The 26,671-nt window shown below is 37.4% G+C and carries 25 protein-coding genes; 4 read left to right on the plus strand and 21 right to left on the minus strand.

Features of this window, described 5'->3' with window-relative positions; all coding sequences use genetic code 11:
* Window positions 1-14: 14 nt before the first annotated feature.
* Window positions 15-347: an Hpt domain-containing protein gene (locus HH219_RS01235; protein ID WP_169326391.1), complete on the plus strand. Its 333-nt coding sequence runs from the start codon at window positions 15-17 to the stop codon at window positions 345-347.
* Here the strand turns inward: HH219_RS01235 and yvcK are convergent.
* A complete protein-coding gene (gene yvcK / locus HH219_RS01240; protein WP_169326392.1) occupies window positions 330-1,214 on the minus strand; it encodes a uridine diphosphate-N-acetylglucosamine-binding protein YvcK in 885 nt (294 codons plus the stop codon). The genes HH219_RS01235 and yvcK overlap by 18 nt on opposite strands.
* A gap of 169 nt (window positions 1,215-1,383) precedes the next feature.
* On the opposite strand from yvcK, the gene HH219_RS21880 reads away from it, so the two are divergent.
* The gene (locus HH219_RS21880) at window positions 1,384-3,327 is read left to right on the plus strand and encodes a response regulator (RefSeq protein WP_169326393.1); all 1,944 of its coding nucleotides are present in this window, start codon (window positions 1,384-1,386) and stop codon (window positions 3,325-3,327) included.
* Between the two features lie 31 nt (window positions 3,328-3,358).
* Here HH219_RS21880 and HH219_RS01250 read toward each other — a convergent pair whose 3' ends face one another.
* The 11 genes from HH219_RS01250 to HH219_RS01295 form a co-directional block, all read right to left on the minus strand.
* The gene (locus tag HH219_RS01250) at window positions 3,359-4,681 is read right to left on the minus strand and encodes a Na+/H+ antiporter family protein (protein WP_169326394.1); all 1,323 of its coding nucleotides are present in this window, start codon (window positions 4,679-4,681) and stop codon (window positions 3,359-3,361) included.
* Window positions 4,678-6,672 carry a DUF3488 and transglutaminase-like domain-containing protein gene (locus HH219_RS01255; protein ID WP_169326395.1) on the minus strand — a complete coding sequence of 665 codons (1,995 nt, stop codon included), beginning with the start codon at window positions 6,670-6,672 and terminating at the stop codon, window positions 4,678-4,680. Before HH219_RS01255 ends, HH219_RS01250 begins: the two co-directional genes overlap by 4 nt.
* Window positions 6,656-7,660, minus strand: a complete 1,005-nt coding sequence (locus HH219_RS01260) for a DUF58 domain-containing protein (RefSeq protein WP_169326396.1) — start codon at window positions 7,658-7,660, stop codon at window positions 6,656-6,658. Before HH219_RS01260 ends, HH219_RS01255 begins: the two co-directional genes overlap by 17 nt.
* Before the next feature lie 3 nt (window positions 7,661-7,663).
* Window positions 7,664-8,569 (minus strand): MoxR family ATPase, encoded by a 906-nt coding sequence (locus HH219_RS01265; protein ID WP_169326397.1) that lies wholly within the window; start codon window positions 8,567-8,569, stop codon window positions 7,664-7,666.
* A gap of 7 nt (window positions 8,570-8,576) precedes the next feature.
* Window positions 8,577-8,957, minus strand: a complete 381-nt coding sequence (locus HH219_RS01270; RefSeq protein ID WP_054204595.1) for a response regulator — start codon at window positions 8,955-8,957, stop codon at window positions 8,577-8,579.
* A 709-nt stretch (window positions 8,958-9,666) separates the two neighbouring features.
* Complete coding sequence (locus HH219_RS21885; RefSeq protein ID WP_249118414.1) at window positions 9,667-9,930, minus strand: hypothetical protein; 264 nt, start codon at window positions 9,928-9,930, stop codon at window positions 9,667-9,669.
* Between the two features lie 5 nt (window positions 9,931-9,935).
* Window positions 9,936-10,283, minus strand: a complete 348-nt coding sequence (locus tag HH219_RS21890; protein WP_249118415.1) for a hypothetical protein — start codon at window positions 10,281-10,283, stop codon at window positions 9,936-9,938.
* 464 nt (window positions 10,284-10,747) lie between these two features.
* A complete protein-coding gene (locus HH219_RS01280; RefSeq protein ID WP_054204596.1) occupies window positions 10,748-11,320 on the minus strand; it encodes a tRNA-(ms[2]io[6]A)-hydroxylase in 573 nt (190 codons plus the stop codon).
* A gap of 101 nt (window positions 11,321-11,421) precedes the next feature.
* Entirely contained in the window at window positions 11,422-12,066 is a 645-nt protein-coding gene (locus HH219_RS01285) for a sulfotransferase (protein ID WP_169326398.1), read from the minus strand.
* A gap of 3 nt (window positions 12,067-12,069) precedes the next feature.
* The gene (locus tag HH219_RS01290) at window positions 12,070-12,960 is read right to left on the minus strand and encodes a hypothetical protein (protein ID WP_169326399.1); all 891 of its coding nucleotides are present in this window, start codon (window positions 12,958-12,960) and stop codon (window positions 12,070-12,072) included.
* A gap of 2 nt (window positions 12,961-12,962) precedes the next feature.
* Window positions 12,963-13,337, minus strand: coding sequence for an MAPEG family protein (locus tag HH219_RS01295; protein ID WP_054204599.1), 375 nt, complete (start codon window positions 13,335-13,337; stop codon window positions 12,963-12,965).
* 115 nt (window positions 13,338-13,452) lie between these two features.
* Between HH219_RS01295 and HH219_RS01300 the strand changes: the two genes are divergently transcribed.
* Window positions 13,453-14,805 carry a DUF2254 domain-containing protein gene (locus HH219_RS01300; protein WP_054204600.1) on the plus strand — a complete coding sequence of 451 codons (1,353 nt, stop codon included), beginning with the start codon at window positions 13,453-13,455 and terminating at the stop codon, window positions 14,803-14,805.
* A gap of 9 nt (window positions 14,806-14,814) precedes the next feature.
* Here HH219_RS01300 and HH219_RS01305 read toward each other — a convergent pair whose 3' ends face one another.
* The 3 genes from HH219_RS01305 to ggt all read right to left on the minus strand — a co-directional run bounded on the left by HH219_RS01305 (window position 14,815) and on the right by ggt (window position 19,313).
* A complete protein-coding gene (locus tag HH219_RS01305; protein ID WP_169326400.1) occupies window positions 14,815-15,528 on the minus strand; it encodes an SIMPL domain-containing protein in 714 nt (237 codons plus the stop codon).
* A 106-nt stretch (window positions 15,529-15,634) separates the two neighbouring features.
* Window positions 15,635-17,329, minus strand: coding sequence for an NAD-dependent malic enzyme (locus HH219_RS01310; protein WP_054204602.1), 1,695 nt, complete (start codon window positions 17,327-17,329; stop codon window positions 15,635-15,637).
* A gap of 160 nt (window positions 17,330-17,489) precedes the next feature.
* Window positions 17,490-19,313 carry a gamma-glutamyltransferase gene (gene ggt, locus HH219_RS01315; RefSeq protein WP_169326401.1) on the minus strand — a complete coding sequence of 608 codons (1,824 nt, stop codon included), beginning with the start codon at window positions 19,311-19,313 and terminating at the stop codon, window positions 17,490-17,492.
* A 54-nt stretch (window positions 19,314-19,367) separates the two neighbouring features.
* On the opposite strand from ggt, the gene rrtA reads away from it, so the two are divergent.
* Window positions 19,368-19,955, plus strand: a complete 588-nt coding sequence (gene rrtA / locus HH219_RS01320) for a rhombosortase (RefSeq protein ID WP_054204603.1) — start codon at window positions 19,368-19,370, stop codon at window positions 19,953-19,955.
* Between the two features lie 32 nt (window positions 19,956-19,987).
* Here the strand turns inward: rrtA and HH219_RS01325 are convergent, their stop codons facing one another.
* The 6 genes from HH219_RS01325 to purE all read right to left on the minus strand — a co-directional run bounded on the left by HH219_RS01325 (window position 19,988) and on the right by purE (window position 26,603).
* Window positions 19,988-22,477 (minus strand): prolyl oligopeptidase family serine peptidase, encoded by a 2,490-nt coding sequence (locus HH219_RS01325; RefSeq protein WP_169326402.1) that lies wholly within the window; start codon window positions 22,475-22,477, stop codon window positions 19,988-19,990.
* A gap of 97 nt (window positions 22,478-22,574) precedes the next feature.
* The gene (locus HH219_RS01330) at window positions 22,575-23,729 is read right to left on the minus strand and encodes an endonuclease/exonuclease/phosphatase family protein (RefSeq protein WP_249118425.1); all 1,155 of its coding nucleotides are present in this window, start codon (window positions 23,727-23,729) and stop codon (window positions 22,575-22,577) included.
* 17 nt (window positions 23,730-23,746) lie between these two features.
* A complete protein-coding gene (locus HH219_RS01335; RefSeq protein ID WP_099458965.1) occupies window positions 23,747-24,679 on the minus strand; it encodes a putative sulfate exporter family transporter in 933 nt (310 codons plus the stop codon).
* A 7-nt stretch (window positions 24,680-24,686) separates the two neighbouring features.
* The gene (locus HH219_RS01340; protein ID WP_054452976.1) at window positions 24,687-24,911 is read right to left on the minus strand and encodes a DUF2798 domain-containing protein; all 225 of its coding nucleotides are present in this window, start codon (window positions 24,909-24,911) and stop codon (window positions 24,687-24,689) included.
* A 56-nt stretch (window positions 24,912-24,967) separates the two neighbouring features.
* Window positions 24,968-26,116 (minus strand): 5-(carboxyamino)imidazole ribonucleotide synthase, encoded by a 1,149-nt coding sequence (locus tag HH219_RS01345; protein ID WP_169326404.1) that lies wholly within the window; start codon window positions 26,114-26,116, stop codon window positions 24,968-24,970.
* Between the two features lies 1 nt (window position 26,117).
* Complete coding sequence (purE, locus tag HH219_RS01350; RefSeq protein ID WP_054204607.1) at window positions 26,118-26,603, minus strand: 5-(carboxyamino)imidazole ribonucleotide mutase; 486 nt, start codon at window positions 26,601-26,603, stop codon at window positions 26,118-26,120.
* Window positions 26,604-26,671: the final 68 nt, after the last annotated feature.

The raw sequence follows: 26,671 nt of genomic DNA on the forward strand, positions 1-26,671 counted from the left end.
TCCAAGGAGTAGGAATGATCGATAACACTGTATTCTCGCAGCTCGAACAAGATGTTGGCCCTGAACTGGCAAAAAAATTATTACAAGTCTATGTTACAGAGTCTAAAAAAGTAATCGATAACCTAATAGACCCAACAAAACAGCAAGAAATAGAAATTAATGCGCACAGCTTAAAAAGCAGCAGTCTAAGCTATGGTGCGCTCGAATTAGGCAAGCTTTGCGGCCAAATTGAGGTCAAAGCAAACGAGCGACAATTCGACTCTCAATTAAGCAACCTGATTTCACAAGCTGAGCATCAAAGTCTTACCACCTTTAAACACGCAGAGCGACTAATTAATGGTAGCTGATGTACTGTGATCGCGCATAGGTATCTTTAGAATCTCTGAAAATACCTGACTCAGCTGGCTAATATCATGCTGTTGGTCGTTTACTTTAATTTCTTCATTAAAATGGAGCAAAATATCGTTTATTGCTTCCGCTGAAATACTTAAGTCACAAAACTGATAATCAAGTTGGGTTTCTAGCCAGTCTACGCCATTTAATGGTATATTTTTCATAACACTTTTTTCTGTAGTGATGTTTTCAATAAATATTCTGCATGCCGATGTTTTTTTAATTGCATCGGCTATTTCAGGAATTAGCAAAGAAGGCATAACACTTGTTATTAAGCTACCTGGACCAATTAAAACAAGATCGGCGTCCATAATTGCATCTACTGAGCCTGGGGCTGCTTTTATGTTTGAAGACAAACTGATGGTATTCGGTATCTCTGTAAGAGCATCTATTTCACATTCACCGACTATACGTTCACCGTTTTGTAGTGTTGCGACTAAATCTGTTGGTTGATCTGACATTGGATAAATTGTCTCAGCATTTCCTAACATTGCATTAAACCAAGCTACCGCTTCAGTTGGTGATTCTGTCAGCTGAGTCAGCCCTAATAAGGTTAAGTTACCAAGACTATGGCCATCTAATTCACCACCATCAAACCTATGTTTGAAAATAGAATGAATAAGAGACTGATCATCTGTCAATTGTAAACAACACCTACGAATATCGCCTAATGCTACACATTTTTGGGCCTCTCGTATCCGTCCAGTGCTACCACCATTGTCTGTCGTAGCAACAATTGCTGACAACTGACTGCATAATGGTCTTATTGCACTTAAGACCTGCGCTAAACCATGGCCACCACCTAAACATACTATTTTCATAATTTAATCACCTTAATAATGTTGTTTATATACAGCATTATTTATTCCATGATTAAGTTACTTTGTAAGCTAATGAAAATTAAAGAACAAAATTATTAAACTTAGTGGATAAAAACAACAAGAGCATCTATATTTGCAATGTGCAATGCATATTATAAATAGGTGATAAGTGCAAATAAAAAACAACTATAGCTCAAGTAGACTCAAAGACGATTTAGCACTTATAACAACCAGCAAGGATGAACAAGATGCATATGACAACTTAAAAAAAATTCTTTGTAATTATATAGATTATGATAAGTGTGCCATATTAGGAAAACAAGGTAACAGCTACTCTGTACTTTATAGTAATTCTACCGTTCTTAAGGTTAATGATTTAATAGATAGCTCCGAATTATTTTATCCAAAAGGATCACGAATAAAAGCTGACGCTGTGAAAGTTAATGCTCTTTATGAGATTACACATCGTGATTTTTTAGTCTTTACTTGTGTATTAAAAGAATGCTGGTATCAATTTATTGAGCTTCAGCTTATCGACATTTTATTGCAACAGTTTTTTTTATTTATAAAGCACTCTGCAAGTACAAAAGTAAAAATGGATATTTCACAATCCTTGCTTCGAGATTACTCACTACGCAGCGACTTATTTAAAGATTTTGCAAGTGAGTGGTTCTGGCGTACTGATACCAATAATATATTTTTAAATGTACTGAGCAATGATAATTATCATAAGATTTATCATAAAAAATTTACTAATAAAACCTTTGATGGAATTGTGACTGAAAATGAAAAAAAACAGCACAAAAAATGGCTTCAGTTTAATCACTTATTAGTGTGTAAAGAGGAGTTCCTTGACTTCGAATTCGAGATAGATAGCGACCCAAATGCATGGGTTTCCTTAAGTGGAAAGCCACAATACGATCAGCAAGGAAATTACATCGGCTATTTAGGTATCGCTAAAGATATAACCGTTGCTAAAGATAGAGAGCAAGCTCTGCAGCAAGCCAAAGAAAGAGCCGAAGAAGCGAGCACAGCTAAATCTCTTTTTTTAGCTGTGATGTCTCATGAAATCAGAACCCCCATGAATGCTATTTTAGGAATGCTAGAGCTGCTGTCAGATACTGAGTTGACCCAAAAACAAACACGTTGGTTAAACTACGCCAATAGTAGTGCAGACTTATTATTAGGTATTATTTCTGATGTCCTTGATTTTTCAAAGATAGAATCAGGAACTGCAGAGTTAGAGCTTAGACCTACGAATGTTGCATCATTAGCAAAAAATATTGCGGCGCAATTTTTAATTACCGAGAAATCTTCATGTATTGTTTTTAATACAGATATCTCACCTACACTACCTAAACTCGTGTTAATTGATGATATTAGATTAGGACAAATCTTATTTAATATTTTAGGCAATGCGTTTAAATTTACAGAAGTAGGTACTATTCACTTACATGCATTTTGTGCTGAGAACTGTTTAAAGTTTGAGGTGAGTGATACTGGACAAGGTATTTCTAATGACAAAATAGATTCAATTTTTGATGCATTTAATCAAGCTGATAACAGCGTAAACCGAGGGCAACAGGGCATAGGCTTAGGCCTAACCATAACGAAGAGTTTGATTGAATTAATGAATGGAACTATTAACGTTGATAGCGTTTTAAATATAGGAACAACTTTTTCAATTAGCATACCTTACCAGATATATGAAGAAGTTGACCACAGCACAGATAAGGAATTCACATTAAAATCGCTGTCTATTTTAGTCGTCGAGGATAATACAACAAACCAAGTTCTTGTTAAGGCCTTTTTAGAAAAGTTAAATCATGATGTTACACTAGCGGATAATGGGCAAGTGGCATTAGATAAATTAAATGATCAGCATTATGATTTAATTTTAATGGATATGATGATGCCTATCATGGATGGGATAACTGCGACAAAAATAATTCGCAATAAATTGGGGCTAAATATACCTATATTTGCTTTAACTGCCAATGCATCTAACCAAGATAAGGTGACTTGCTTAGATGCTGGAATGGATAAGGTGCTTACTAAACCTATACGCTTTCATGATTTAAATAAAGCGCTCAAGACGTACTTTACTCAGTAATATATGATAACGGTACTATTTAAGGAACTTACTATAACAACATGGCTGCAATCCAACCAAATATAAGAAGTGGAATATTAAAGTGAATGAAGGTTGGAACCACTGAATCCCAAATATGATCATGTTGTCCATCAACATTCAAACCGGATGTTGGCCCAAGTGTTGAATCTGAAGCAGGCGAGCCGGCATCGCCTAAAGCACCGGCAGTTCCCACTAATGCAGCTGTAGCCATAATTGAGAAATCTAACTCTAAGCATAAAGGAACAAATAAAGTTGCAATGATTGGCACGGTCGAAAATGAACTACCAATTCCCATTGTGATCAATAAACCAACAAATAAAATTAAAGCAGCGGTTAATGGTTTATTTCCATCTATAATAAGGGCTGCACTTTGAACTAAACTGCCAACATCCCCCGTTGCTTTCATAACAGCAGCAAAACCTTGAGCCGAAATCATAATAAAACCAATCATGGCCATCATAGCAACACCTTTACTAAATACGTCGCTATTTTGTTCCCACTTAACCACCCCGAATAAACTAAAAATCATTACACCAACAAGCCCGCCTAATATCATCGAACCACTGACATTTTGAGCCAGAAGAGAAGCTAAAACAGCAGTGACACCCACGATCAAAACTTTTTTAGGATGCTCTATAATAACGTTTACTGCATTTTCTTCTTCTTCATCTTGTTTATAAATACGGCGCTTTTTATAACTGAAGAACACCGCAATGAGTAAGCCAAAGAGCATACCGCAAGCCGGTATAATCATTGCCATTGGCACTTGGGTATTAATAATTTCAAGGCCATTATCTACAAGATTTTTATGCAAAATAGAATATAAATAAATACCACCAAATCCATAGGGTAGAACCATGTAAGACGTCGCTAGACCGAATGTCAAAATACATGCAATTGCGCGTCTATCTAGTTTTAATTTATTAAATACCACAATAAGGGGAGGTATCAAAATTGGGATAAAGGCTATATGAACAGGTACAAGGTTTTGTGATGATATCGCGCAGACCAATATGATAAATAAGATAAAATAGCTAAGTAGATTTTCACTTTTGCCGCTGTTATCGTTCACTTTTTGTAATAGTTTTGCTGCTAAAATCCTTGTTAATCCAGATTTAGATATTGCAACTGCAAATGCTCCGAGCATCGCATAGCTCAAAGCTATTTCTGCGCCGCCAGAGAGGCCAGCATTAAAAGCATTCAGTGTATCCGTTAACCCAAGACCCGCAGTTAGGCCTGCCACAAGAGCACTTAAAGTCATTGCAACAATCACATTCACCCGCGCTAAAGTTAGGCCTAGCATCAAAATAACGCCAATTACGACTGCATTCATTGTTTTCTCTTTGTTTTTGTTTTAATTAATTTTACCAGATCTGAGCTTCGTTTTTTACGATAAGCGCTAAATACTAATTGGCGATAACGGACATCACTATATAGTTGCTTGAACTGTTCTATATAGTTGCTTTTTTCAGGAAGTGCATATGAAGCGCGTTGTAAATACAGTAATGGGGTCTCATTTGACTCAGGTTTAATATTTTTTTTAATAAGCCATTGCTCTATTTTCAGATAATCATTAACAATTGGATGGGTGGATGACTTAGATGAATAAGGCCAACTTAAATAAATAAAATAGCCAATAAATATCAAGGTAACAGTTGCTAACGCTATCAATGCAATTTGCCAAAGCTGCTTATTACCAAAAATGTCTTTTAGGAAAGAAGATTGCTTTTGTTGATCAAAGCCTAACACCCAGCTTGTCCATTGATAATCGAGGTTTTCAAGTTTTAACCTTAACCAATTAAATCCGGCAATATTACTTAAACGCAGTAAACCAAACCCTAGATTACTGGTAAATTCATCACTAAGTGATTGATGTTGCGAGAGAGAGCCATTTAATCGTTCTGGTGAAACAACAGCAGTAGCATCAAAAATGGTCCAACGATTTTTGATATAAACTTCAACCCAAGCATGCGCATCATATTGGTAAACACTCATATAACCACTTTTTATATTATATTCACCACCTAAATAACCGGATACAACACGTGCAGGTATGCCTATAGATCTAAACATAAATGCAGCAGAACTCGCGTAATGCCCGCAAAATCCGCGCTTATTGGAGAATAAGAATTGATCGAGCGTGTTATCTCCAGTCATCGGATCCGGTGTTAAGGTATAGCTAAACCCATTACTGGAAAAGTAGTTATACATTGCACTGTAAAAGCGTTGTGGATCATTGTCATTAGCAGAAAATAAATTTTTAGCTAAAGATTGAGTCTGCTGGTTTGTATTTTCGGCTAAATCAATTTGTATATTTTGCAAGCGTTGCCAGCGAGATATAGGCATTGATGATAGTGGGCCGCTTTTAACGCTGTAATTTATACTGTTGCTTAAAAATTGGCTACGAAGTAATAGGCCATCTTCAGTAACTTTAATATCGCCGTGCTCAGAGGTCGCCACTGCTAATCCATATAACCAAGGCTGCGAAGACGGTTCTGCGAATATCTGATAGCGCTGTAATGACTCATTCGCTACATTATGCTTAATCGGTTTATGAGTTTGTGTTTGTTTTAAAGTATCAGATATCAGCCACGTTTTACCATCAAACTCATCATGGATAATTGCCCGCCAATAATAGGGGCCTTGTGGTGGCTTTTCATCATTAAATTGAGCTCTAAAAACGAGTTCATCTGAATTTGATAGCTTAGCAATATCGAAAGGATTTACGCTTTCAGACAAACCTGTTTTAGCCAATTTGGGTCCAGGCAATTGCCAAAAAGCGGGAAGTTTAGGTAAAAATAAGAGTAAAAAAACAGCGATAGGCAATGCCAAAAGCAGCAATTTAGCACTCTTTTTTGATGCTACTTTCAAGTTATGCTTAGATTCAATAAGGGCTAAGACAGAAAAATTTAGTATATAAAGTGCACTAATTATCAAGGTAGCTAAAATACTTTGTGAGAATAAATAAACGGTAGATAAACTAAAAAAGCTTAGCAATGTGATTGTTTGATAATGCTTTTTAGTTGTGGCTTGCAACAGTTTAAACAAGCTAGATAAAATGAGCATTGCGACAAAAAGCGTAACGGTATCGCTAAAACCCACATCATAAAAAAGTACAAATAAGCTCAACGCTGCAAGTATATTCGCAATAACAGCGTTAGGTTTATTTCTATTGGATAGAATGGTTACCCCATTCCAGATACATAAAGCCACTAATAATGAATTGAATACCGGTGGCAACTCCGGAAAAATAAAACATAAAACCAGGCTGTAGATGACACAAAGCGATAAATTGATCGCTTTGTGATTAGGAATTATGTTCATTTTCAGCCTTCGTCAAGTTTGAAAAACGACTAAGGGCTTGTAAGCAATTTTGCATATGCTCTTTACCTTGGCTAATGGAATAGTGCGTTGAGGCTAATTGTAATCCAAAGGGCACACCTGAATCATGCGCGTTGCTAATTAAAAAACTTAATTGTTGTAGCCGAAATTCGGTACTTCCTTTAAGTTGGTTAAAATCAAAAATTTGGCTGTCGGATGAAAAGCTAACAAACTCCTTCATCATAAGCTGTTGAGTTTTTGCATAATGCTTCCAAGAAATTCGTTGCATCCCCATGCCAACTTGATGAGTGATTAAACTATCAAATTCATCCGCACCATTTGGATGTTTATTATTCCCATCATTGGGGGTTTGATTATTTGTTATTGCAACGTCTTGCTCTGGCTTTTGCTGTTTGGGATAAACAAAAACATTTAACGAAATCTGCATATAACTCCACACTGATACTAAGCCAAAAGGGTAGCGACTTAAAAACTTCAAACGATTAAGTGAGTATTCGCCTCGTGTATTAAGGCCTAAGTCTAAGTGAGTTATGCATTTTTCAGAGGTAACTTCATCAATTGTAGAAAGCAGTTTACCTTCGTAAAAAATCTGTAGCGCTTGGCAATTTTTTTCAGTATGGATTTGTAAAAGGAGTAAAGCAGAGGAGGGAGCATAACTAGAAATATTTTTTATATATTCAATGGTTAACCCTTTTGCATTACTGTAAGCCATTAATAATGAAAGTACCATAACAACGAGCATAAGATAAGCCATTGCTAGTATTAGGTTATTTTGATAATTAATACCAAGCACAAAGTTTAGTAACGTTACTAATAAAAAACCAGCCCCCATTTTAGAGGGCAAAATATAAATAGTATTATGTTTTAGTATTAAACGCTCGGTGTTGTGTTTTTTCTTTAGCAATGCTTTAAATACAATCGTTTTTAGTTTATACCAAATTGAAATACGTTGATTTTTTTTATTCTTCATAAATTAAAGTGGCACATTAACAGCATTTAATAATTGGCTAATTTGTTGATCACTCATATCATGTTGCAGGCCTAAGCGATGCTGCGCAACACTTGCAAAAATAGCTTGAACATCATCTGGTGTAACAAAATCTCGGCCATCAATAAAAGCCCATGCTTGCGATGCTTTTCCAAGTGCAATGCTGGCTCTAGGAGAAAGTGCGTTTGCAAATTTATTATCTGTTCGTGTATAAGTTACCAATGCTAAAATATAATCAACTACAGGCGCACTTATCGTCACAGCTGTTACTTGTTTTTGTATCTCTATTAACTGTTGTGGATCAATACGTACAGGTAAACCATCATAATCTCGATTGTTAGTACCGAGAATTAATTTACGTTCAGCTTCCTTTGGTGGGAAACCTAAGCTTATTCGCATAAAAAAGCGATCTAATTGAGATTCAGGCAACGGATAAGTACCTGATTGATAAGAAGGGTTTTGAGTTGCTATAACAAAAAATGGTATGGGTAGGGCATATTTCTCACCATCAATAGTAACTTGGTTTTCTTCCATTGCTTCTAATAAAGCACTTTGTGTTTTTGGTCCAGCACGGTTGATTTCATCGGCTAAAACTACCTGGCTAAATATAGGTCCTTTATGAAAAGTAAAAACGTGTTCGTTGGCATTAAATATACTTGCACCGAGTATATCTGAGGGTAGTAAATCACTCGTGAATTGGACTCGCTGATACGATAGACCAAGTACCGTAGCAAGCGCGTGTGATAACGTTGTTTTTCCCATACCGGGTAAGTCTTCTATCAACAAATGTCCTTGGCTAAAAAGACACGTTAATGCCAATTTAATTTGTCGTTGTTTTCCAAAAATAACCTGTGATAAATCTTCAATAATTTCGTTTACAGAGCTTTGCATAATAACCTTAAATTAGTTCCAAACGTTTCATTACCGTATCTACTTTTTTAGCGTTGAAGGGTTTTGCAATAAAACCTTTTGCGCCAAGTTCCCACGTATTTTGTACATTTTCGAGACTATTGTGGCCAGAGCACATAACAACATGAGTGTGCGGATAATGATCATTTAGGTACTCAAGTATTTGTGTACCATCTGTATCTGGAAGCTCAATGTCGAGGAAAATAACATTAGGGGACTTTTCATCAATGACTGATTTTGCTGATTCAAAATCTCTACTTTCAAGGATATCTTCAAATCCTAGTTCAGTTAAAATTTGATTTAAGTAGTTACGAATATCCTGAACATCGTCAATGATTAGGATTGGTTCTAGCGGGCGCACAAATTCCATATTGTTTACTTCTTATTACGTACAGCTCAAATTGTATTTTCAATACTATGCTAAGCGATAGATAACCTCAAGAAAGATACGCTAATAAAGTAACTTTAATGAAATAGGACTAATTATAAATCAGTCCTATTTAAGTGATTATAGTAAACAGAAGTGTGAACTTATGGTCTAGAATAATAACAGTAACTAATAAATAATTTTTAGTTCAACTAATATTATAACTATTGAGTTGATGTTATTTAAAATACATCAAATGTCCGATACCGTCTAGTATTGGACATATCACTAGATAATGCAGTAGTTTACAGGAAGTAATCACCAAATCATTAATATCCTATAATTTATATTATGTTAAATAAAGAAATTTACAGGATATTACTGATGATGACCCATTGCAGTAAGTGTTAGGGCTTGTTCGTTTGTAGACTAATTGTAAGGGGTTGTTCGTTTGTGGAATAATAAAGATATGGATATTTTCGCCCTTGCCTTGCGGAAACCCGCGCCGTTGCTGGGTTTGTACTGATTTTAGCGTGTAAATCCTTAACTTTGAATTACGCTTGTTTTTAGACAAACCCGTTCAAAATGACCCAAAACCCGCTTATTCCTGCTCATTTTACGTTTAAAACTAGATGTTTTTTGATTGTTAACGTGCTTAAAACGGAGTTTAAACACCATTTAAACGCTCTTTAAATCTTCAAAACGTGGTTATTTAAACCTTTTCGACAAATATAATCGCATTAAACTGTGGTCCTAGTTCAATTGTGACCATGTAGCCTTGATACGATAATTTTATTTGGTTGCCTATATAAGCAAACGTATTTGGTTTTTGAACTGCGTTCATTAGATCATGTATTTGTTCAAGACTAAGTTGACCCGCTAAAAATTTTTCAATTTGAGTGCTGCCAACTGTAACGGCGCTACTATATATAGGTGCGTTTTTACGTGACAATTCATTTAATAAATTTGCAGGCAAGTGCCCTAGCGTAAATTGTTGGCCATCAGATCAGCTCTGGATTTTTTAAGCGCTAACTTTGCTGCGTGTAAATTTACCTGCTTTATATAGTACTGCTGAGATTTCAAAACGGCTTCGTTAAATTGTGGGATTGCTAATTTTTGTAAGTCCGTTGATAAATTTATAACTGATTTTCCTGCTGCTATATCTGCACCTAACCATGCTTTGCCCGGATTATAATCCCAGCCTAAATCTATACCTGGCAATTTATTAAGTTCTTCACCTGTTGATGAATCTACAACTTTGAATGACTCCATAAATTTATTAACTTTTTCAGGTTTGCTAACTGATAAACCCATGCGTGCAATTTTCACCTTTATTAATTGCTAACACTTATAAGTATTTTACGGATAATCAATTCAGTAAAAATCTAATCCCACTTATTGTGATTGGATCTAACGCGACGAATGTCTGTTATTAAATATAATTAATATATTGGCTGCGATTTCAAATGTTTTTTGTGATCTATTTTTTGCTGCTCGCGCGGTGTTTTATTATCTAACTATTTTTAACCGACTCTCAAAAGTCCGATATTTTTTCGGTCAATCATTATAGAGTTACTTCTTTGTAAAATTATTTAAAGATATTAATTAGAAGAGATAATATATAAGCACTAAATACAAATAAGGTGTAGAGGATTTACGATTTTACTAAAGAAGATTAGAGTTTTTATTTCTAAAATGAGGCAGCGTCGAATTCCCTGCCACCTTTTCTTTGAATTGTCAGATTGTATGCTCAATTTTAAATTACTGGCACTGGGTAACAGTGCCAATAATGATTAATGAAGCGCAGCTGTAAATGGAATGTTCTTACAAATTTCAGCTTCTGCGATTAGTATTTCTTCTAATCGTATATCTACTTCATTTTTATCAAAATATTCATAAGCGAGTTCAACAAATAAGTTTTTATGTTTTTCTTCAGATTTTGCGATCGCAGCATAAAACTCTTTTTCTTTACCATCAGGTAGTGCTTGCGCTACTAGAGAAAAACGCTCATGCCCCCTCGCCTCTATAACAGCTCCAACTAACAAACGATCCATAAAAAACTCGTCACGGCCATTTCTAAATACAGCACGAATTTTTTTTACATAAGGATCTTTTTGATCATTTCCTAAATTTACATCTCGGTCAATCAACAGCTTTAAAACTTGTTTGAAATGAATCATTTCTTCAAGTGCGAGATCGGTCATTGCTTTTACAAGCTTACGACGATCTGGGTAATGCGATAACATAGACATTGCCATGCCCGACGCTTTTTTTTCTGCTGCAGCATGATCTTGTAAAAAGGTATCAAAGTCAGCCATAACTGCTTCGGTCCATGAAAATGGGGTGTGATATTTTAATTCAAACATAATATTTTTACTTAAGATCTAATAGTCAGATTTTAACGTAAATGGATTATAAAATCTTGTTGTTAGATATAAATTTACAATTACATTAACGCATAAAAAAGTTATAAATTTCCATTAGGATATAGCAACTTGTCAATTTTCCCATGAGCAGTTGAAGCTACCTTTAATGGGTGTTTTATTTCGTTCCATGCTGTAACTTTGCCACCAATGTTCATTCTTTCAAAATTAGTTAGTTCGCTTTTTATATCTAAAAATTGACACAACTTATTAAAACTATTTATATCAGAAATATCAATCGACAGAAAGTCATCAGGACGATTCGAAAAATATTGCTTTGCGCCATTTAAATGTGTTGTATAACATTGCTGTAAATATGCGTCACATTCTAATTTATCAAGGGACAAATCTTTAAATGTATTGAGGTAACAACGTTTAATGTGTGGATTGAATCCCCCATCCTCTCTCATTAAATTTTTGTACATACGCGCTAAAAGCTGACGAATGGATGGGATCCATTTAACGAGCTCTCGCTCTAAATAAATAAATTTTGAATCTGGGTAAAGAGTATCTAAATTTTGGTAATCATTAAAAATAGGCGTATCCGCAATAACTTTTGCATCAATCATACAACGTTTAGTATAAGCCGTATGTGCGCAGCTAAAGTCCAGCTGTAAAAAAGCATTACACACACTCGTTGTGCCAGTTCTTGGTAAACCGATTATAAAAATTTTGGTAGGTGCATTCATAACTTACTTATCTAATTGTAGGTTTTTTGGAGTAAACCATAGTTCGCTGTCGTTAAGCGGTGTTAATTTAGAGAGATGTTTGTTATCTAATTTAATGATTATTTTTTCGTGCAGCTTTGCATTTGCAATACTAGTGGCAAAATATTGATTAAATAACCTATCGAACTCCCCATTTTGTTGCATTCTTTCAAGGCCGATTTTTATAGCTTGATGTATATCTGGGCGCTTAGAGTTAACAAAATAATATATAGCTGCGGGATAGGACAAAGCTATATTGGGCACCGTTACAATATTTTCCTTGACCGATAACTGCTTTTTTTCCCATTCAATTTCTAAAATTGAGCGTGGAAAAGCATCGCCTCGGTTTCTAATAAGCATATTAAATAATGCGGCATAACTTGTCGATGTTGAGACCTGTAGCCCGTTATCTCTCAAGATATCGGTATCAGGCCAGTCATGTCCTTGGATAAAATCAATATTATGAAAATGAAATTCATCTTTTATATCTTTAAATAACGGAAGCTTATCTTTAGTGGTAAACAATAAGCGCCACCCATATAAACCTTTATAAATGGGAATACGTATCGGAGTAAAAATTCGCTCCCGCTCTTTACTTGTCATTGACCAACCAACATTGATCAGCTCCCCCTGCTCTAGCTCTTTTAAAGAACGACTTTGCACCATTTTTACTGATGATTGGAGAGTATGAGGTTGTTCACTATGCTCTAAAGCAAGTTTAAGTAATACAAGTGGATACCAATTATCCTGTTCATTTTCGCGTTCAGGCTTTGGATAAATAACATGTAATGGTTCACTGTTTTGCTTATTGTTAGCGTGAACATTCAATGTATATAAAAATAATATACTTAATAGTGTAAACTTACTAATTGCCATAACTAGAAAAGCCGACCCATCAACAAGATAGATGCGCTTAATGCAAGTGTTGCAAATGTTGACAGCATACCTATTACACGAAGTTTTAGTGTATCGTCGTTAATGGCTACAAAATGACAAATTCTCCCAAATACGAGTAATGTCCCTAAAGCATGGCAATAGTGGCTGCTTAATCCTTGATATTCAGCTAAAAAAATCAAGATTAAGGCAAAAGGTACATACTCGATAAAATTTCCATGAGCTCGCGTTGCTCTTAATAATTGTGGGTTATTATCAGTTCCTAATGATATTTTGTTCGCTTTTCTTACTTTAACGACATTCATACTTAAATAGATATAGATAAAGGCCAGCACCGCTGCATAGAAAGATATAACCATAATAATAATCCCTTTTATTTTTTTATATAGTAACACAAGATTAATCAACAAATAGCCAGCAGTTACACTGATTTATATGCTAACGTGCTAAATATATACTGAAAAAAGGAAAGTTATGTTCGCACCTAGAAAAATAGCTGATAATTATAGAGAGCTGATCAATAGTATTGGTTTTTACCCATCAATGTTAGCCGTTGTATTTTTATTATTTGCTGTCTTTACAATGTCGATCGAGTATGCAGAATTTGTTAAAGCGCTTAAAAAATATCTATCAGTCGTATTAGTTGATAGTGAAGAAAATGCGCGAACTATTTTAAGTACGCTAGCTGGAAGTATAATATCTTTAACTGTTTTTAGTTTTTCAATGGTTATGATTGTACTTAATACAGCAAGTGCTAGCTTGTCGCCAAGAGTAATCCCGGGGTTAATAACCCGAAAATCACATCAAATGGTATTAGGGTTTTATCTCGGTAGTATTATTTATTCTATTATAATGTTAATAAATATAAAAAAAATCGATGACAATACAGTTGCGATCCCTGCTCTTGGTGTGCTTTTTTCGTTGATATTTGGGCTAATATCACTCGCCCTTTTTGTGTATTTCATTCACTCGATATCCAAGGCAATTCAAGTTGATAATGTACTAAATGATTTATTTAAACATACCAAAAACGTTATTAAGCATATCATTGCTCGTCAAGATGAGCATAAAGTAGATTGTTTTCCAGATTTTAATCAATGGTACTCTATAGAAAGTAGTACTGAAGGTTATTTCAAAGGCGTGCACAGTGACAAATTATGTGCTGTATTAGCTGAACACAATTTACAGCTTTATATTGTGGTGAACCAAGGTTTTTTTACAGTCAAGGGTTACCCGTTTTTAAAGTCCAGCCGAGATTTGAGTGAAGAGCCTGAATTAGTAGAAAAGTTATTGAACTGTTTTATTTTCTATATTGAAGAGTATATTAGCGATCATTACCGTTACGGCTTAACGCAGATTTCTGAGATTGCAGTCAAAGCAATGAGCCCGGGTATAAATGATCCTGGGACAGCCGTTAAAGCAATTGATATGTTGAGCATATTACTGATCGAACGATTGAAAATAGCTGACACAAACTATTCATTTAAGCACAGTGACAGTTCTCCTTTGCTGTACTTACATGAAACATCATTTGATGAACTATTGCACGATAATTTCACACCAATTCGTAATTACGCGAAAAGTGATGCATATGTAATGACCAATGTTTTGGAGGCTTTTAAAAATATTTTATTTGTTGCCAACGACAATGAAGATGCAACATGTAGTTTATTTAATTATTTAACTGCGATAATTGATGATATTAATCAGCAGATAAATAATGAATATGATCGAAAGGAAGTAACCAACATGCTAAATGCAATCTCTCGAATTAGCCCTGATCAAGGAGAGCAATTACTGGCACGTTTTAACGCGCCAGCAAAATGATTGTACGTTTTATTTATTATCAATTAAATAAATAGCATAGCTAGAAGCGCTAATAACTAATTCACCAGCATGGTAAGCATCTGGTACAAAACTACCTGATTCGGCTTCGGCCATGCTGGCCATTTTAGCTCTCATATAAGGTTGAGAGCTTGTTTCTATTGGCTTTAAAGACGCGCTATAAAGACCTTTAATTTCTACGTCGTAATCGGATGCGAATTCTTTTGCGGCACTTTTAGCATCTTGTATCGCCATTTTTTGCGCTTTTTGCTGTAATTCGACATACCTGCTTGATATAAATTGCGTATTATTAATTTCGTTAATTCCGCCACTTACAAGGTTTTGCAATAATAATGGGTATTTATCAACTTCTTTTAACGTTACTGACAAGCTACGTGAAACCCTAAAGCCAACAAACTCTTGCTTGTTTGTCTCACGGTTATATTGGTTTTCTCGGTGGATACTAATTTGGCCAGCATTAATGTCTTTATCTAATACACCAGCTTGTTTAGCTAGCTTAATGGCTTTTGCCATTGTTGTGTCAGCTTTTTGTTTTGCTAGCATTAAATCTTTATGTATTTCAACAATACCTACACTCAGCTTGACATTATCAGCTACAGTTGTAACTTGTGCTTGGCCTTGAATATATATATGTGGGGCATCAGGAGTTGTACTTGCAAATGTATTGAAACTTAAAGCTGCAGCTAACAATGATAAATAACGCATAAAGATCCTTAATAGTTTTAGTGTAGCTATTAGATACCCTAAGTGGTTAATTGAAAATGAACAAGTATAAAAAAACAGACCGAAGTCTGTTTTTATTTTTTAACGGTTAAATACTACAACGTTTATAATTGCGATATTTTGGTAACCAATAGTTTCTATCAATGGCTGCCCATAACATATCATCACTGATCTCAAGTGCAACGCCTTCTTCAATTGCTTTTTTAGCAACGCCAAATGCAATACGTTTACTTAAGGTTTCGATCTCTGTTAGTGCAGGAAGCAAACTGCCTTTCCCGGTGTTAGCTCGTGGCGATGATTCAGCTAGTATTTCACTTGAGACCATCAACATTGCATCGGTAATACGTGTTGCTTTAGCCGCGATAACACCTAAACCAATACCAGGGAAAATATAGCTATTATTGCACTGCGGTATAGTAAATGTTTCACCATTGAATACAACAGGTGCAAATGGACTGCCGGTTGCAACAATCGCGTTACCTTCGGTCCAGTTGATTACATCTTCAGGAAGTGCTTCGACTTGCTTTGATGGGTTACTTAGCGGGAAGATAACTGGTTGCGCGCAGCCACTGTGCATAGCACGGATGACCTGCTCAGTGAATAAACCCGGTTGACCAGATACGCCAATTAAAATATCAGGCGCGGCACAATGCATCACATCTAATAACGAAGCAAATTCGCCACTGTATGTCCAATCTGCTAACTTTTCTGTCGGTTGTGCAAGTGATTGTTGGAAGTCACGTAAACCTTGCATACCAGCTGTCACTAAGCCAAAACGATCAACCATAAACACTTGGCTGCGCGCTTGTTCGTCTGTAATACCTTCCGATATCATTTGTGTGATGATTTGTTCTGCAATACCACAGCCTGCAGAACCTGCTCCAACAAACACAACTTTCTGCTCAGATAACTTTGAGTTTTTTACACGACATGCAGCAAGCAATGAACCAACAGTGACAGCCGCAGTGCCCTGTATATCATCATTAAAACTACAGATCTCATCACGGTAGCGCTTTAATAACGGCATAGCGTTTGGCTGTGCAAAATCTTCAAATTGCAACAGCACGTTTGGCCAGCGACGCTTAACTGCTTTGATGAAGAGATCTAAAAATTCATCGTATTCATCTTGTGCAATACGTTTATGGCGTGCCCCCATGTACATTGGGTCGTTTAATAGTTTTTCGTTATTAGTTCCTACATCAAGCATAACTGGTAATGTGTACGCAGGGCTTATACCACCACAGGCGGTATAAAGAGACAACTTACCGATTGGAATACCCATACCACCGATCCCTTGGTCGCCTAAACCAAGAATGCGCTCACCGTCGGTTACAACGATGACTTTTACTTTACCTTTGGTCGCATTACGCAGTATATCGTCGATTTGGAAGCGATCTTCATAAGATATAAATAAACCACGAGCACTGCGATAAATATCAGAGAATTTTTCGCAGGCATCGCCCACTGTTGGGGTGTATATGATAGGCAGCATTTCTTCAAGATGGTCACGCACTAAACGATAATAAAGTGTTTCGTTGTTATCTTGAATCGCACGCAAATAAATGTGCTTATTAAGGTTATCGTTAAAGCTTGAATACTGTTGGTAACAACGTTCAACTTGTTCTTCGATTGTTTCGTAGCGAGGAGGCAGTAATCCTGCAAGGTTGAAACTTTCGCGCTCTTTTTGAGTAAATGCACTGCCTTTATTTAATAGAGGAGTTTCAATCAAGCCTGGGCCTGAGTGATGAATATAAAGATAATTTGGATCGGTATTTGTAGTCATAATTCCAAGCTTAACGAAGTCTTTAATTTTGATCTGCCATTATTACTGTTGAATATTAAAAAGCAATGACATTCAACCTTGTCAGACCATTGACGATACGAGAAATACGCACATTTATTTTGTGCGTAGCGTGTTATTGTACATTAAGTTAGTACTGTGATTAAGGCTTATTCACAGCGTTTTTATGTTCTTTAAGAACAAAATTCTGTTCGCTTAATGCGATACCCTCTCTGCGTGGATCAGCTGCACCATATAATTTACCGTTGAGCAGCTCAACAGCATGTAATCCAGAGTTTAAATCAACTTGTCTTACTGTATGACCACGCTTTTTTAGATCGGGAATGATACTTTCAATAGCGGTGCCTTTTTCTACACTGGTATAGTTATTACGATTAGTGATACGTGGTAAGTCAATTGCTTGTTGCGCGGTTAATTGCCAATCAAGTACGCCAATTACAACATGCGCTACATAATTTATGATACGACTTCCCCCCGGTGAGCCTACAACTAAACGTAAACTGCCGTCTTTATTAAAAACCATCACTGGCGACATTGAGCTTCGAGGTCGTTTACCTGCCTCAACTCTATTTGCTAATAGCATGCCATTTTTGTAGGGTGACAATGCAAAGTCAGTAAGCTGATTATTTAATATAAACCCGTTAACCATGACCGTTGAACCAAATGCCATTTCTATCGAACTGGTCATTGAAACGGCATTACCTTTTGCATCCACAATTGATACATGAGTGGTTGAAGGTAACTCGTAAGCATCATCTTGTGCGTAACTTAGTAATGGACGGGGCTGACCTGCTTCTGCTTTTTTATCATGTTCTGTAATTAGTGTTGCTCGTTGACTCACGTAACTATGAGCGAGTAGCTCACGAGTGGGAATGTCTGCAAAGTCAGGATCCCCCATATATACATTACGATCAGCAAAGGCTAATCGAGATGCTTGGCTAAAGTAATGAATCGCTTTGGCCGAATTAGGCTGGTATTGGCGCATATTTTTGTCTTCAAGTAATGCAAGTATTTGTAATACAGCAACACCACCACTGCTTGGTGGTGCCATAGAGCAGACGTTGTATTCGTGATATGGCGTACAAACCGCATCACGTTGTTTACTTTTATAATTAGCTAAATCAGTTAATGCGAGCGTACCGGGTGCTACGACTGAATGCTGTACCGCATCCACCATTTTTATCGCGTTATCGCCTTTGTAAAAAGCATCGATCCCCTTACTGGCTATCTCTTTATATAGATCAGCTAAGGGTTGGTTGGTTTTTAGCACACCTACTGCCAAAGGCTTACCATCTGGGAAAAAGTAATCTCGGATCGCAGGAAGCTTGGTCACACCAGGGTTTATCTGTTTCACTAATAACGCATGCAACCGCGATGATACAATAAAACCGTGTTCTGCAAGTTCAATGGCAGGCTTAAAAAGTGCAGCCCATTCAAGGTTGCCGTGTTCTTTGTGGGCTTGAGCCAATGCATGTAATACACCTGGCACACCGACTGAACGCCCTCCAACGACTGCATCAATCCATGATGCAGCTTTACCATCTTTATCTAAAAACAGCGATTCGTCTGCATTGCTTGGTGCTGTTTCTCTACCATCAAATGTTGTTAACGCATTATTTTGTTTGTCGTAATGAAGTAAAAATGCCCCACCACCAATACCAGACGATTGTGGCTCAACAAGTGTTAATACCAATTGTGTTGCTATAGCGGCATCAACCGCACTGCCACCGCTTGCTAATATTGTTTGACCCGCTTGTGTTGCATATGGATTTGCGGCTGCAATCATATATTCATCACCAACAACGTGTTGTTTTTGCTCAAGTCCAGTAGCAGCTTCTGGCTCACGTATTTCTGGGGGTAATTGGCTTGCAAAAACAGGCAGTGTTAATAACGTTAAACTAAAAATGATACTGGTATGGGCGTGTGAAAACATAAAAAAGCTTAATTGCATTGAGATATTTGGCATCTTAAAGTTAAACGGGCACAATATGCAAAATATTATGTAAAAAATAAGAATAAAATGGTCAATTTGCCAATTCAACCCCGCTATATATTACCGCCTCTGTGTTTAATGGTACTGAGTGCACTTTTTGCTTTATTTAGCCTCAATGATTCCTTAGAGTTTAATCGCCAATTAATTGAACAAGGCCAAGTGTGGCGTTTAATAAGTAGTCAATATGTACATACTAATTGGGCACATTTAGGATTAAATTGCGCCGGTATCATTTTAATTTGGGCATTGCATGCTGAACACACAAAACCGCTTGTATATGGTGCACATACAATTGTTCTCGCCACATGGTGTGGTATCTGTATTTACTATTTTTGCCCTGATATTGAAATCTATACAGGGTTAAGTGCATTACTGCACGGGGTTATTGTGTGGGGTGCTATAAAAGACATTACCGTTGGAATGAAGACGGGATGGCTATTATTCTTTGGTATTTGGGCAAAAATATTATTTGAACAACTTGAAGGTCCTAGTGCACAAGTAAGTGAACTTATTGCCTCTAATGTGGCTATTGATGCACATCTCATTGGTGCAATTGGAGGCGTGTTATTAGCTATACCGCTAATTTTTAAGTTAATAAAAAAACGCCAAGCATAAACTTGGCGTTATTTTTTATTTACAGACTGTGATTAAAGAGTCTCTTTAAACATTTTGTAAATACGGCGATACTCATCTAACCAACTTGATGGTTGTCTAAAACCATGCGGCTCAACTGGGTAAATGGCTGTTTCAAAGTTTTCTTTTTCAAGTTCTATCATACGCTGTACAACACGTACCACATCTTGAAAGAACACGTTGTCATCAACCATTGGGGCATTGATCAATAAGCGGTTTTTTAGGCCCTCAGCAAAATAAATTGGTGAACTGCGCTCATATGCGATTGGATCTACATCTGGGTGGTTTAAGATATTTGACGTATAAGGTCCGTTATAATGTGCCCAATCAGTTACAGGGCGAAGCGCTGCACCCGCTTGAAATAAATCAGGCTGAGTAAATAATGCCATAAAGGTCATAAAACCACCATATGACCCACCATAAGTACCTACAGCGGCTGTATCAACATTCGCATTGTCAGCCATCCAGCTTACACCATCGGCTAAATCTTGAATTTCTGGTGTGCCCATCTGACGATAAATAGCGGTACGCCAATCACGGCCATAACCTTTTGACGCCCTGTAATCCATGTCCATTACCACATACCCTTCAGAGGCGAGTAGCGAGTGGAACATAAATTCACGAAAGTAGCCTGACCAACCCATGTGTGAATTTTGTAAATAGCCAGCACCATGGTTGAAGATGACTGCTTTACGGTTTTGGCCGCTTTCGCCCTCTACGTAATCCGCTGGGTAATATACTTTTGCATAAATAGGTTGTTCAGTATGACTAGAGGGAACTGCAATGATTTTAGGTGCAATGAGTTTTTTAGCTAAAAACTCTTCAGATACAGTATTAGTTAAACGTGTAGCTTGAGTGTTAGCTTTTGCCGGTGCTACATAAAGCTCGGCCGGTTGCATAATTTTTGAATGTGTTAGCAACAGTTTAGTTTGATCTGGACTTAATTGATAATCGGTCATCCCATCAAGATTAGTAACTTGCTCTGATTGGCCTGATTCAACATTTACTTTGTAAATCTCGTATAACCCTGGGTGTTCAACATTCGCTTTATAATATATAGCGCTATTGTCATCAGTGAGTGTTAGATTTGAAACAACAAAGTTACCCTTTGTAAGCTCAGTAGCCTTACCTGTAAGCGGCTTTTTATAAATATGGCTATAGCCTGACTCTTCAGATAAATAATACAAGGTGTCTGAGTTATTTAACCAACCAAAATCATTATACGTGTAATTAACCCACGCATCATCATGAAGACGATGCTGTGATACAAGTTTGGCTTCGTCCACATTAACGGTCGCTAGCCAACGGTCTTTGTTATCCCATGCTTCAAGCATAACAGCGACTTGATCGCCTGTGTCATTCCATACTATTGCGCCTTGATCCCAGCCCCAATCCATCATTAGGTTTATATCACGCGGTGCTTTTTCTGATTTATACGTTTTACCATCACGGGCATAGTTTTCTGTTTTTACAGAGGCTAGCACGTCTTCATCAAACCCAGGAAGGCTCGTCATTGAAATTGTTTTTTGGCTATTGTCGGTTAAATCAATATAAATAAGTTCAGAGCCTGCTGATTTTTCATCTGCTACACGTCTGCGTACTTTCTCAGCTTTAATTGTGCCATCGTCACCAATGTAGTTAGGCATTATATCAGCGTCATCGCGCCATGATTTTTGATCTTTAATAACCGCAAGGATGGCTTGACCATTTGGTGATAACTGCGCATTTACCAGCGTTTTGCCTTTACCTAAATAAAATTGGGCATTGGCAATAGAGGTGTTTTGTTTTGTTAACTGCTCTTTACGAGTTTGCTTGTCTTGCTTGTTTTTATGCATCAAAGAGACATAATCAATTAGTTTATGCTGCTCTTTTGCTATATATGTAGCAGGCGCTTCTACACCTTTGGGTTTATCACTTAGCTTAATATTCGCAAGTTCACTTGTAATACCTGTAGCTAAATCAACTTTATTAAAAGTGGTGCCTTGTCGATAAACAAGTGCGCCGTCATTCAAAAATTGTAAATTAGACTCTCTGGCACTACTGTGAGTAACCTGTTTTATAGCACCCGTTTGAACATTTTTTACAAATACATTGCCTTCAAATGTGTACGCTTGCAATTTCTTATCATTTGAATAAACCGCATTTTTAGTGCCAAGTGTATGATGTGCACTTAAGGCAACTTGCTCTGCTGTTTGCGATGTCACACTTTGACTAAATACATCTCGTAATTCATTACCTTGTTGCTTACGCGCATAAAAAATAGTGCTTGAATCTGCAGACCAATATGCACGCTCAGCTTGACGCCCTAACCAATCAGGATGAGCCATTGCTTGCTCTAGTGTAATAGCTGTTGAGCCAGTATCTTGTGGGGTTACGACAACACTTGGGGCTACTGTTTTTGTAATAGGTGCTTGTGATGCTGTTGATTGACAACCTGAAAGCATAAAGCTAGATGCTACGGCAAGTGCAACTAAGGTTTTTTGAGTAGAAGATTTAAAAGTCATAGTGCTTCTGTAAGGTTATTATAATTAACCTAATTTAATCAGAAGCACCTATGTAATAGCAATTTTTTTAGATAAACAACACAACTTTGCTGTTCAATTACTTCATTGAAATATCTAGCCAGACCATACGATGATCTGATGATGCATTGCGGTCTTTGATAAGCCGATACAATTCGCTGTTTTTTACAGGCCAAAAGACACCGCCATCCACTACATCTAATCCATAGGTAGATGGTAATACATAATCAACCCGCGCTTGCCAATAAGCTGTGTACGCAGCACCGTACTTTTGTGGGTAACTGGTTTTAGCCCCTTTACTGTGAGGTACAAATTGGCTATTGATCAACGGGTTTTTTAGTAACTGATTTGTCGTATCTGGGCGTTTTTTATCGCCCTCAGGTGCGGCATTTAAGTCACCAACAATAACAAAGCGCGATTGCGCAGCTAATCCCCCTTTTACGCCTTTGTCATCGTATAAATAGTTTGCGTTGGCAACATAGTCTTTTATTAAGCGTATTTCATCGTGATTGCGTTTACCGTTTCGATCTTCAGCGCCATCAAACACCGGTGGTGTTGGGTGTGAAGCAATAACATGAAGTGTGTTGCCTTTTATTTTAACGGGAATATCCCAAAATGACTTTGAGCTTACACGTAGCGCTTGCCATTCTTCATTGTTATACCAATTCTCACCTGTTACTGGATCTACAGGCATTTGAGCACCAGGCATATCTTTATTCTTGAAATTTTGAAGAGTACGAATGTTATCAAAATCGATTGGATAACGTGACAGCACAGCCATACCATAATGGCCTTCAAACAAACCAAAGCCATACGCATCGCCTTTTACACCTGTAACCTGCCCATCATTATCAAGGTCGAACGGCGTTTTTAACCCGGTGTTAACCGATGCTATGTAGGTATAAGGGTAATTAATAGCAGGTTGTTTGTTTTGGCTTTTAGTTAAATAATGCGCCTTAAAGTATTCAATGCCTTGCTCTTTAGCCACATAATCAAACTCATTGAGGAGTAAAATATCAGGGCGAACACGTTGGATAATTTCGGCAATATTTTTAATTTGTGGGTGGTTATTTTGCAGCGCTTCAATTAATGCATTTGGGTTAACTTGTTCACCTTGTTTGGTATAATTTGTCGCATCCATACTCACATTAAAAGTTGCAACGCGTAATGTGTCTGCAGCAAACGCTGCGCCAGAAGTACCTGCAAGTAGTAACACACTACTAATCGCAGCCATAAAAACCTTACTATTCATTATATGAATCCATCTAAAATTAATAATAAAATGACACTGCTTACCACTATCCACAAAAATGTCGCCATTATAAAGGGCTTAAGTCCTGCTTGCTTTAATACTGCAAGCGATAACCCACTGCCAATTAAAAATAAAGTCATCACTAATACTTGTTTTGCCGCACTATTGATAAGTTGCCAGGCCTCTGAAAATTGCGGTAAATAGGTGTTGATCAATGCAGCGGCTAAAAAGCCGATGATAAATAAAGGAATGCTGGCTTTTTCTTCTGAGCGCCAAAATACCCCTGCTAATGTGGTATACGGAATGATCCACATTGCACGAGTAAGCTTGACTGTAGTGGCAATGCTCAGTGCAACTGCACCATACGTAGCCGATGCACCCACTACGCTACTGGTATCATGAATAGCTAAAGCAGCCCACAATCCAAATTGTTCTTGGCTTAGGTTAAAATAATGGCCGATACTGGGAAATAACAATAGCCCAACGCCATTAAGCAAAAATACCACCCCAAGGGCAACGGCAACTTCATGATCTTTTGCTTTTATAACTGGCGCCATAGCGGCAATGGCGCTACCGCCGCAAATTGCCGTGCCAAAGGATATTAGCACGCCGGTATTACGATTAAGTTTAAAAACTTGTGTTAAAATTTCACCTAATCCAATAATCGCGGTGATACTGACTATTGTTAATACAAGTGAGCTTCGCCCCACTTCTATTACTTGGTTAAAATCAACGGCAAAACCCAGGCCAACAACCGCCGCTTTTAACATCCACTTACTGGCTTTTTGAGATAAGTCGGCGAAAGGGTTTCCTAAAAATATGGCGAAAGCCGCGCCAATAATCAGAGCACTGCCAGCACCAACCCAAGGTGTAATACACAGAGCAAGTAAAATAAGGTACAAAGGTTGTGTTATCGTGTTTGATAAAGACATTTCAATCCTATGGACGTACTAACTTAGCGGTAAGCTTATCAACCATTGGGGCTACAAATGTAACAGTTGGAAACGCGATACAAAATGCAAAGATCCACGCTTTTAGCCACACAGATATAATAGTATCAATTATGCCAACATTAAAAATTGAAATAACTAACGACATAAAACCAGACATAAACAATGCCATAAAAAAAGCAAATACAATGGCTCGATACCTAGCGCTTATCATTGGCAACATCCTTTTTTAGGTACTATTAAAAAAGCCGAGATAAACTCGGCTTATAACTAATTTAAAATCAGCGCGGTGCTGGTGGTAAGCACTCCGGGATAATCTTCCTCAGGAAGATGCTCTGAGAGCTCCGCTAAGCGCTCCCCTAGCTCATGGAGGGTTGCTGCTGAGACATTTATATGACCCATTTTTCTACCTGGTTTCGCAGTTTTTCCATACCAGTGGCTTGTTACATCGGGTACGCTGAGTACCTGCGTAGGTATAGCGGCTTGACCTAATACGTTTATCATTGCAGTGACTCGTTGTAATTGCGTATTACCAAGTGGTAATCCTGCAACGGCACGCATATGATTTTCAAATTGACTGCTGTGTGTACCTTGTTGTGTCCAATGACCAGAATTATGAACACGTGGGGCAATTTCATTCACAAGTAATTGCCCATCAACATCAAAGAACTCAATCGCTAATACACCAACATAATCAAGCTCAGTCGCTAATTTGTTAAAGGCATCTTCAGCTTGCTGTTGGATAGTCGTCTTCTCTTTCCCAGCAATTGATAATGTTAGTACACCATTGGTGTGCTGATTTTCAGTTAACGGATAAATAACGGTATTACCGCTTTTGTCTCGCGCACCAATAATCGATACTTCGCGATCAAAAGGGATCATTTGCTCAGCGATAATAGAATGCGGCGCTATATCGGTCCCTGATGCTATAAAGTCAGCCATTTCAGACCAAATTTGTTCGATTTGCTCATCTGACTTTAATCGCCATTGACCTTTCCCATCATAGCCAGCTTGACACGTTTTAATCACTAACGGTTTGCCTAAAGCAATAACGGCTTGTTCTAGATGAGCTTTTTCTGTTATTAACTGATAAGGCGCACATTTTACAGATGTTTTACTAAGCAATGCTTTTTCAAGAGCACGATCGCCCCCTGTTTTAATGGCGGCTTTACCTGGGTAAAACTTATTGCTTGCACAGCATAATGTAAGTACGTCATCAGGGATATGTTCAAACTCAGCAGTAATTGCATCTGCTTGATCAATTGCTTGAGTTAATGTTGTGGTATAAACTTCACCCGTTAATGGATGGACAACTTTTTGGCTACCAACATCGTAAGCAACCACATTTAAATTAAGTGGTGCACCCGCTAAACACATCATGCGTGCTAACTGACCTGCACCTAAAATTAAAATAGTCATATTACTCTGCAGGGTTTGGATTAGCTAAAATTGTTTCAGTTTGTTCTTTACGAAACGCTTCGATTTTTGCAAACATCTCAGGTTGATGACACCCTAAAATTTGTGCGGCTAATAAACCTGCATTTGCAGCACCGGCATCACCTATGGCTAAAGTACCCACTGCAACGCCTTTTGGCATCTGACAAATAGATAATAATGAGTCTACCCCATTGAGTGTTTTTGATTTCACAGGAACACCTAATACTGGTAACGAGGTAAAGGCCGCAGCCATACCAGGTAAATGCGCAGCACCGCCAGCACCAGCGATAATAACTTTAATTCCGCGCTCTGCCGCAGAACTTGCATAATCAGCAAGCAGTTGAGGAGTGCGATGCGCAGAAACAACTTTAGTCTCGTATGCAATGCCAAACTTATCTAGCATAATCGCTGCGTGTTCCATAGTTGGCCAATCTGATTTGGAACCCATAATAATGCCAACAACACTCATAAATACTCCTCAGTAATAGTTTTGTACTAATAGCGGACTTATGTCCGCATTTATGGCACGTATTATAT

This window comes from Pseudoalteromonas sp. NEC-BIFX-2020_015 (assembly GCF_012952265.1).
Taxonomy (GTDB): Bacteria; Pseudomonadota; Gammaproteobacteria; order Enterobacterales; family Alteromonadaceae; genus Pseudoalteromonas; species Pseudoalteromonas neustonica.

What these genes read in the sequence shown, in the direction of transcription:
- HH219_RS01235 (WP_169326391.1), top strand. Translation starts at nt 15, where the DNA reads ATGATCGATAACACTGTATTCTCGCAGCTCGAACAAGATGTTGGCCCT.
- yvcK (WP_169326392.1), bottom strand. Translation starts at nt 1,214, where the DNA reads ATGAAAATAGTATGTTTAGGTGGTGGCCATGGTTTAGCGCAGGTCTTA.
- HH219_RS01250 (WP_169326394.1), bottom strand. Translation starts at nt 4,681, where the DNA reads ATGAATGCAGTCGTAATTGGCGTTATTTTGATGCTAGGCCTAACTTTA.
- HH219_RS01255 (WP_169326395.1), bottom strand. Translation starts at nt 6,672, where the DNA reads ATGAACATAATTCCTAATCACAAAGCGATCAATTTATCGCTTTGTGTC.
- HH219_RS01260 (WP_169326396.1), bottom strand. Translation starts at nt 7,660, where the DNA reads ATGAAGAATAAAAAAAATCAACGTATTTCAATTTGGTATAAACTAAAA.
- HH219_RS01265 (WP_169326397.1), bottom strand. Translation starts at nt 8,569, where the DNA reads ATGCAAAGCTCTGTAAACGAAATTATTGAAGATTTATCACAGGTTATT.
- HH219_RS01270 (WP_054204595.1), bottom strand. Translation starts at nt 8,957, where the DNA reads ATGGAATTTGTGCGCCCGCTAGAACCAATCCTAATCATTGACGATGTT.
- HH219_RS01280 (WP_054204596.1), bottom strand. Translation starts at nt 11,320, where the DNA reads ATGTTTGAATTAAAATATCACACCCCATTTTCATGGACCGAAGCAGTT.
- HH219_RS01285 (WP_169326398.1), bottom strand. Translation starts at nt 12,066, where the DNA reads ATGAATGCACCTACCAAAATTTTTATAATCGGTTTACCAAGAACTGGC.
- HH219_RS01290 (WP_169326399.1), bottom strand. Translation starts at nt 12,960, where the DNA reads ATGGCAATTAGTAAGTTTACACTATTAAGTATATTATTTTTATATACA.
- HH219_RS01295 (WP_054204599.1), bottom strand. Translation starts at nt 13,337, where the DNA reads ATGGTTATATCTTTCTATGCAGCGGTGCTGGCCTTTATCTATATCTAT.
- HH219_RS01300 (WP_054204600.1), top strand. Translation starts at nt 13,453, where the DNA reads ATGTTCGCACCTAGAAAAATAGCTGATAATTATAGAGAGCTGATCAAT.
- HH219_RS01305 (WP_169326400.1), bottom strand. Translation starts at nt 15,528, where the DNA reads ATGCGTTATTTATCATTGTTAGCTGCAGCTTTAAGTTTCAATACATTT.
- HH219_RS01310 (WP_054204602.1), bottom strand. Translation starts at nt 17,329, where the DNA reads ATGACTACAAATACCGATCCAAATTATCTTTATATTCATCACTCAGGC.
- ggt (WP_169326401.1), bottom strand. Translation starts at nt 19,313, where the DNA reads ATGCCAAATATCTCAATGCAATTAAGCTTTTTTATGTTTTCACACGCC.
- rrtA (WP_054204603.1), top strand. Translation starts at nt 19,368, where the DNA reads ATGGTCAATTTGCCAATTCAACCCCGCTATATATTACCGCCTCTGTGT.
- HH219_RS01325 (WP_169326402.1), bottom strand. Translation starts at nt 22,477, where the DNA reads ATGACTTTTAAATCTTCTACTCAAAAAACCTTAGTTGCACTTGCCGTA.
- HH219_RS01330 (WP_249118425.1), bottom strand. Translation starts at nt 23,729, where the DNA reads ATGGCTGCGATTAGTAGTGTGTTACTACTTGCAGGTACTTCTGGCGCA.
- HH219_RS01335 (WP_099458965.1), bottom strand. Translation starts at nt 24,679, where the DNA reads ATGTCTTTATCAAACACGATAACACAACCTTTGTACCTTATTTTACTT.
- HH219_RS01340 (WP_054452976.1), bottom strand. Translation starts at nt 24,911, where the DNA reads ATGATAAGCGCTAGGTATCGAGCCATTGTATTTGCTTTTTTTATGGCA.
- HH219_RS01345 (WP_169326404.1), bottom strand. Translation starts at nt 26,116, where the DNA reads ATGACTATTTTAATTTTAGGTGCAGGTCAGTTAGCACGCATGATGTGT.
- purE (WP_054204607.1), bottom strand. Translation starts at nt 26,603, where the DNA reads ATGAGTGTTGTTGGCATTATTATGGGTTCCAAATCAGATTGGCCAACT.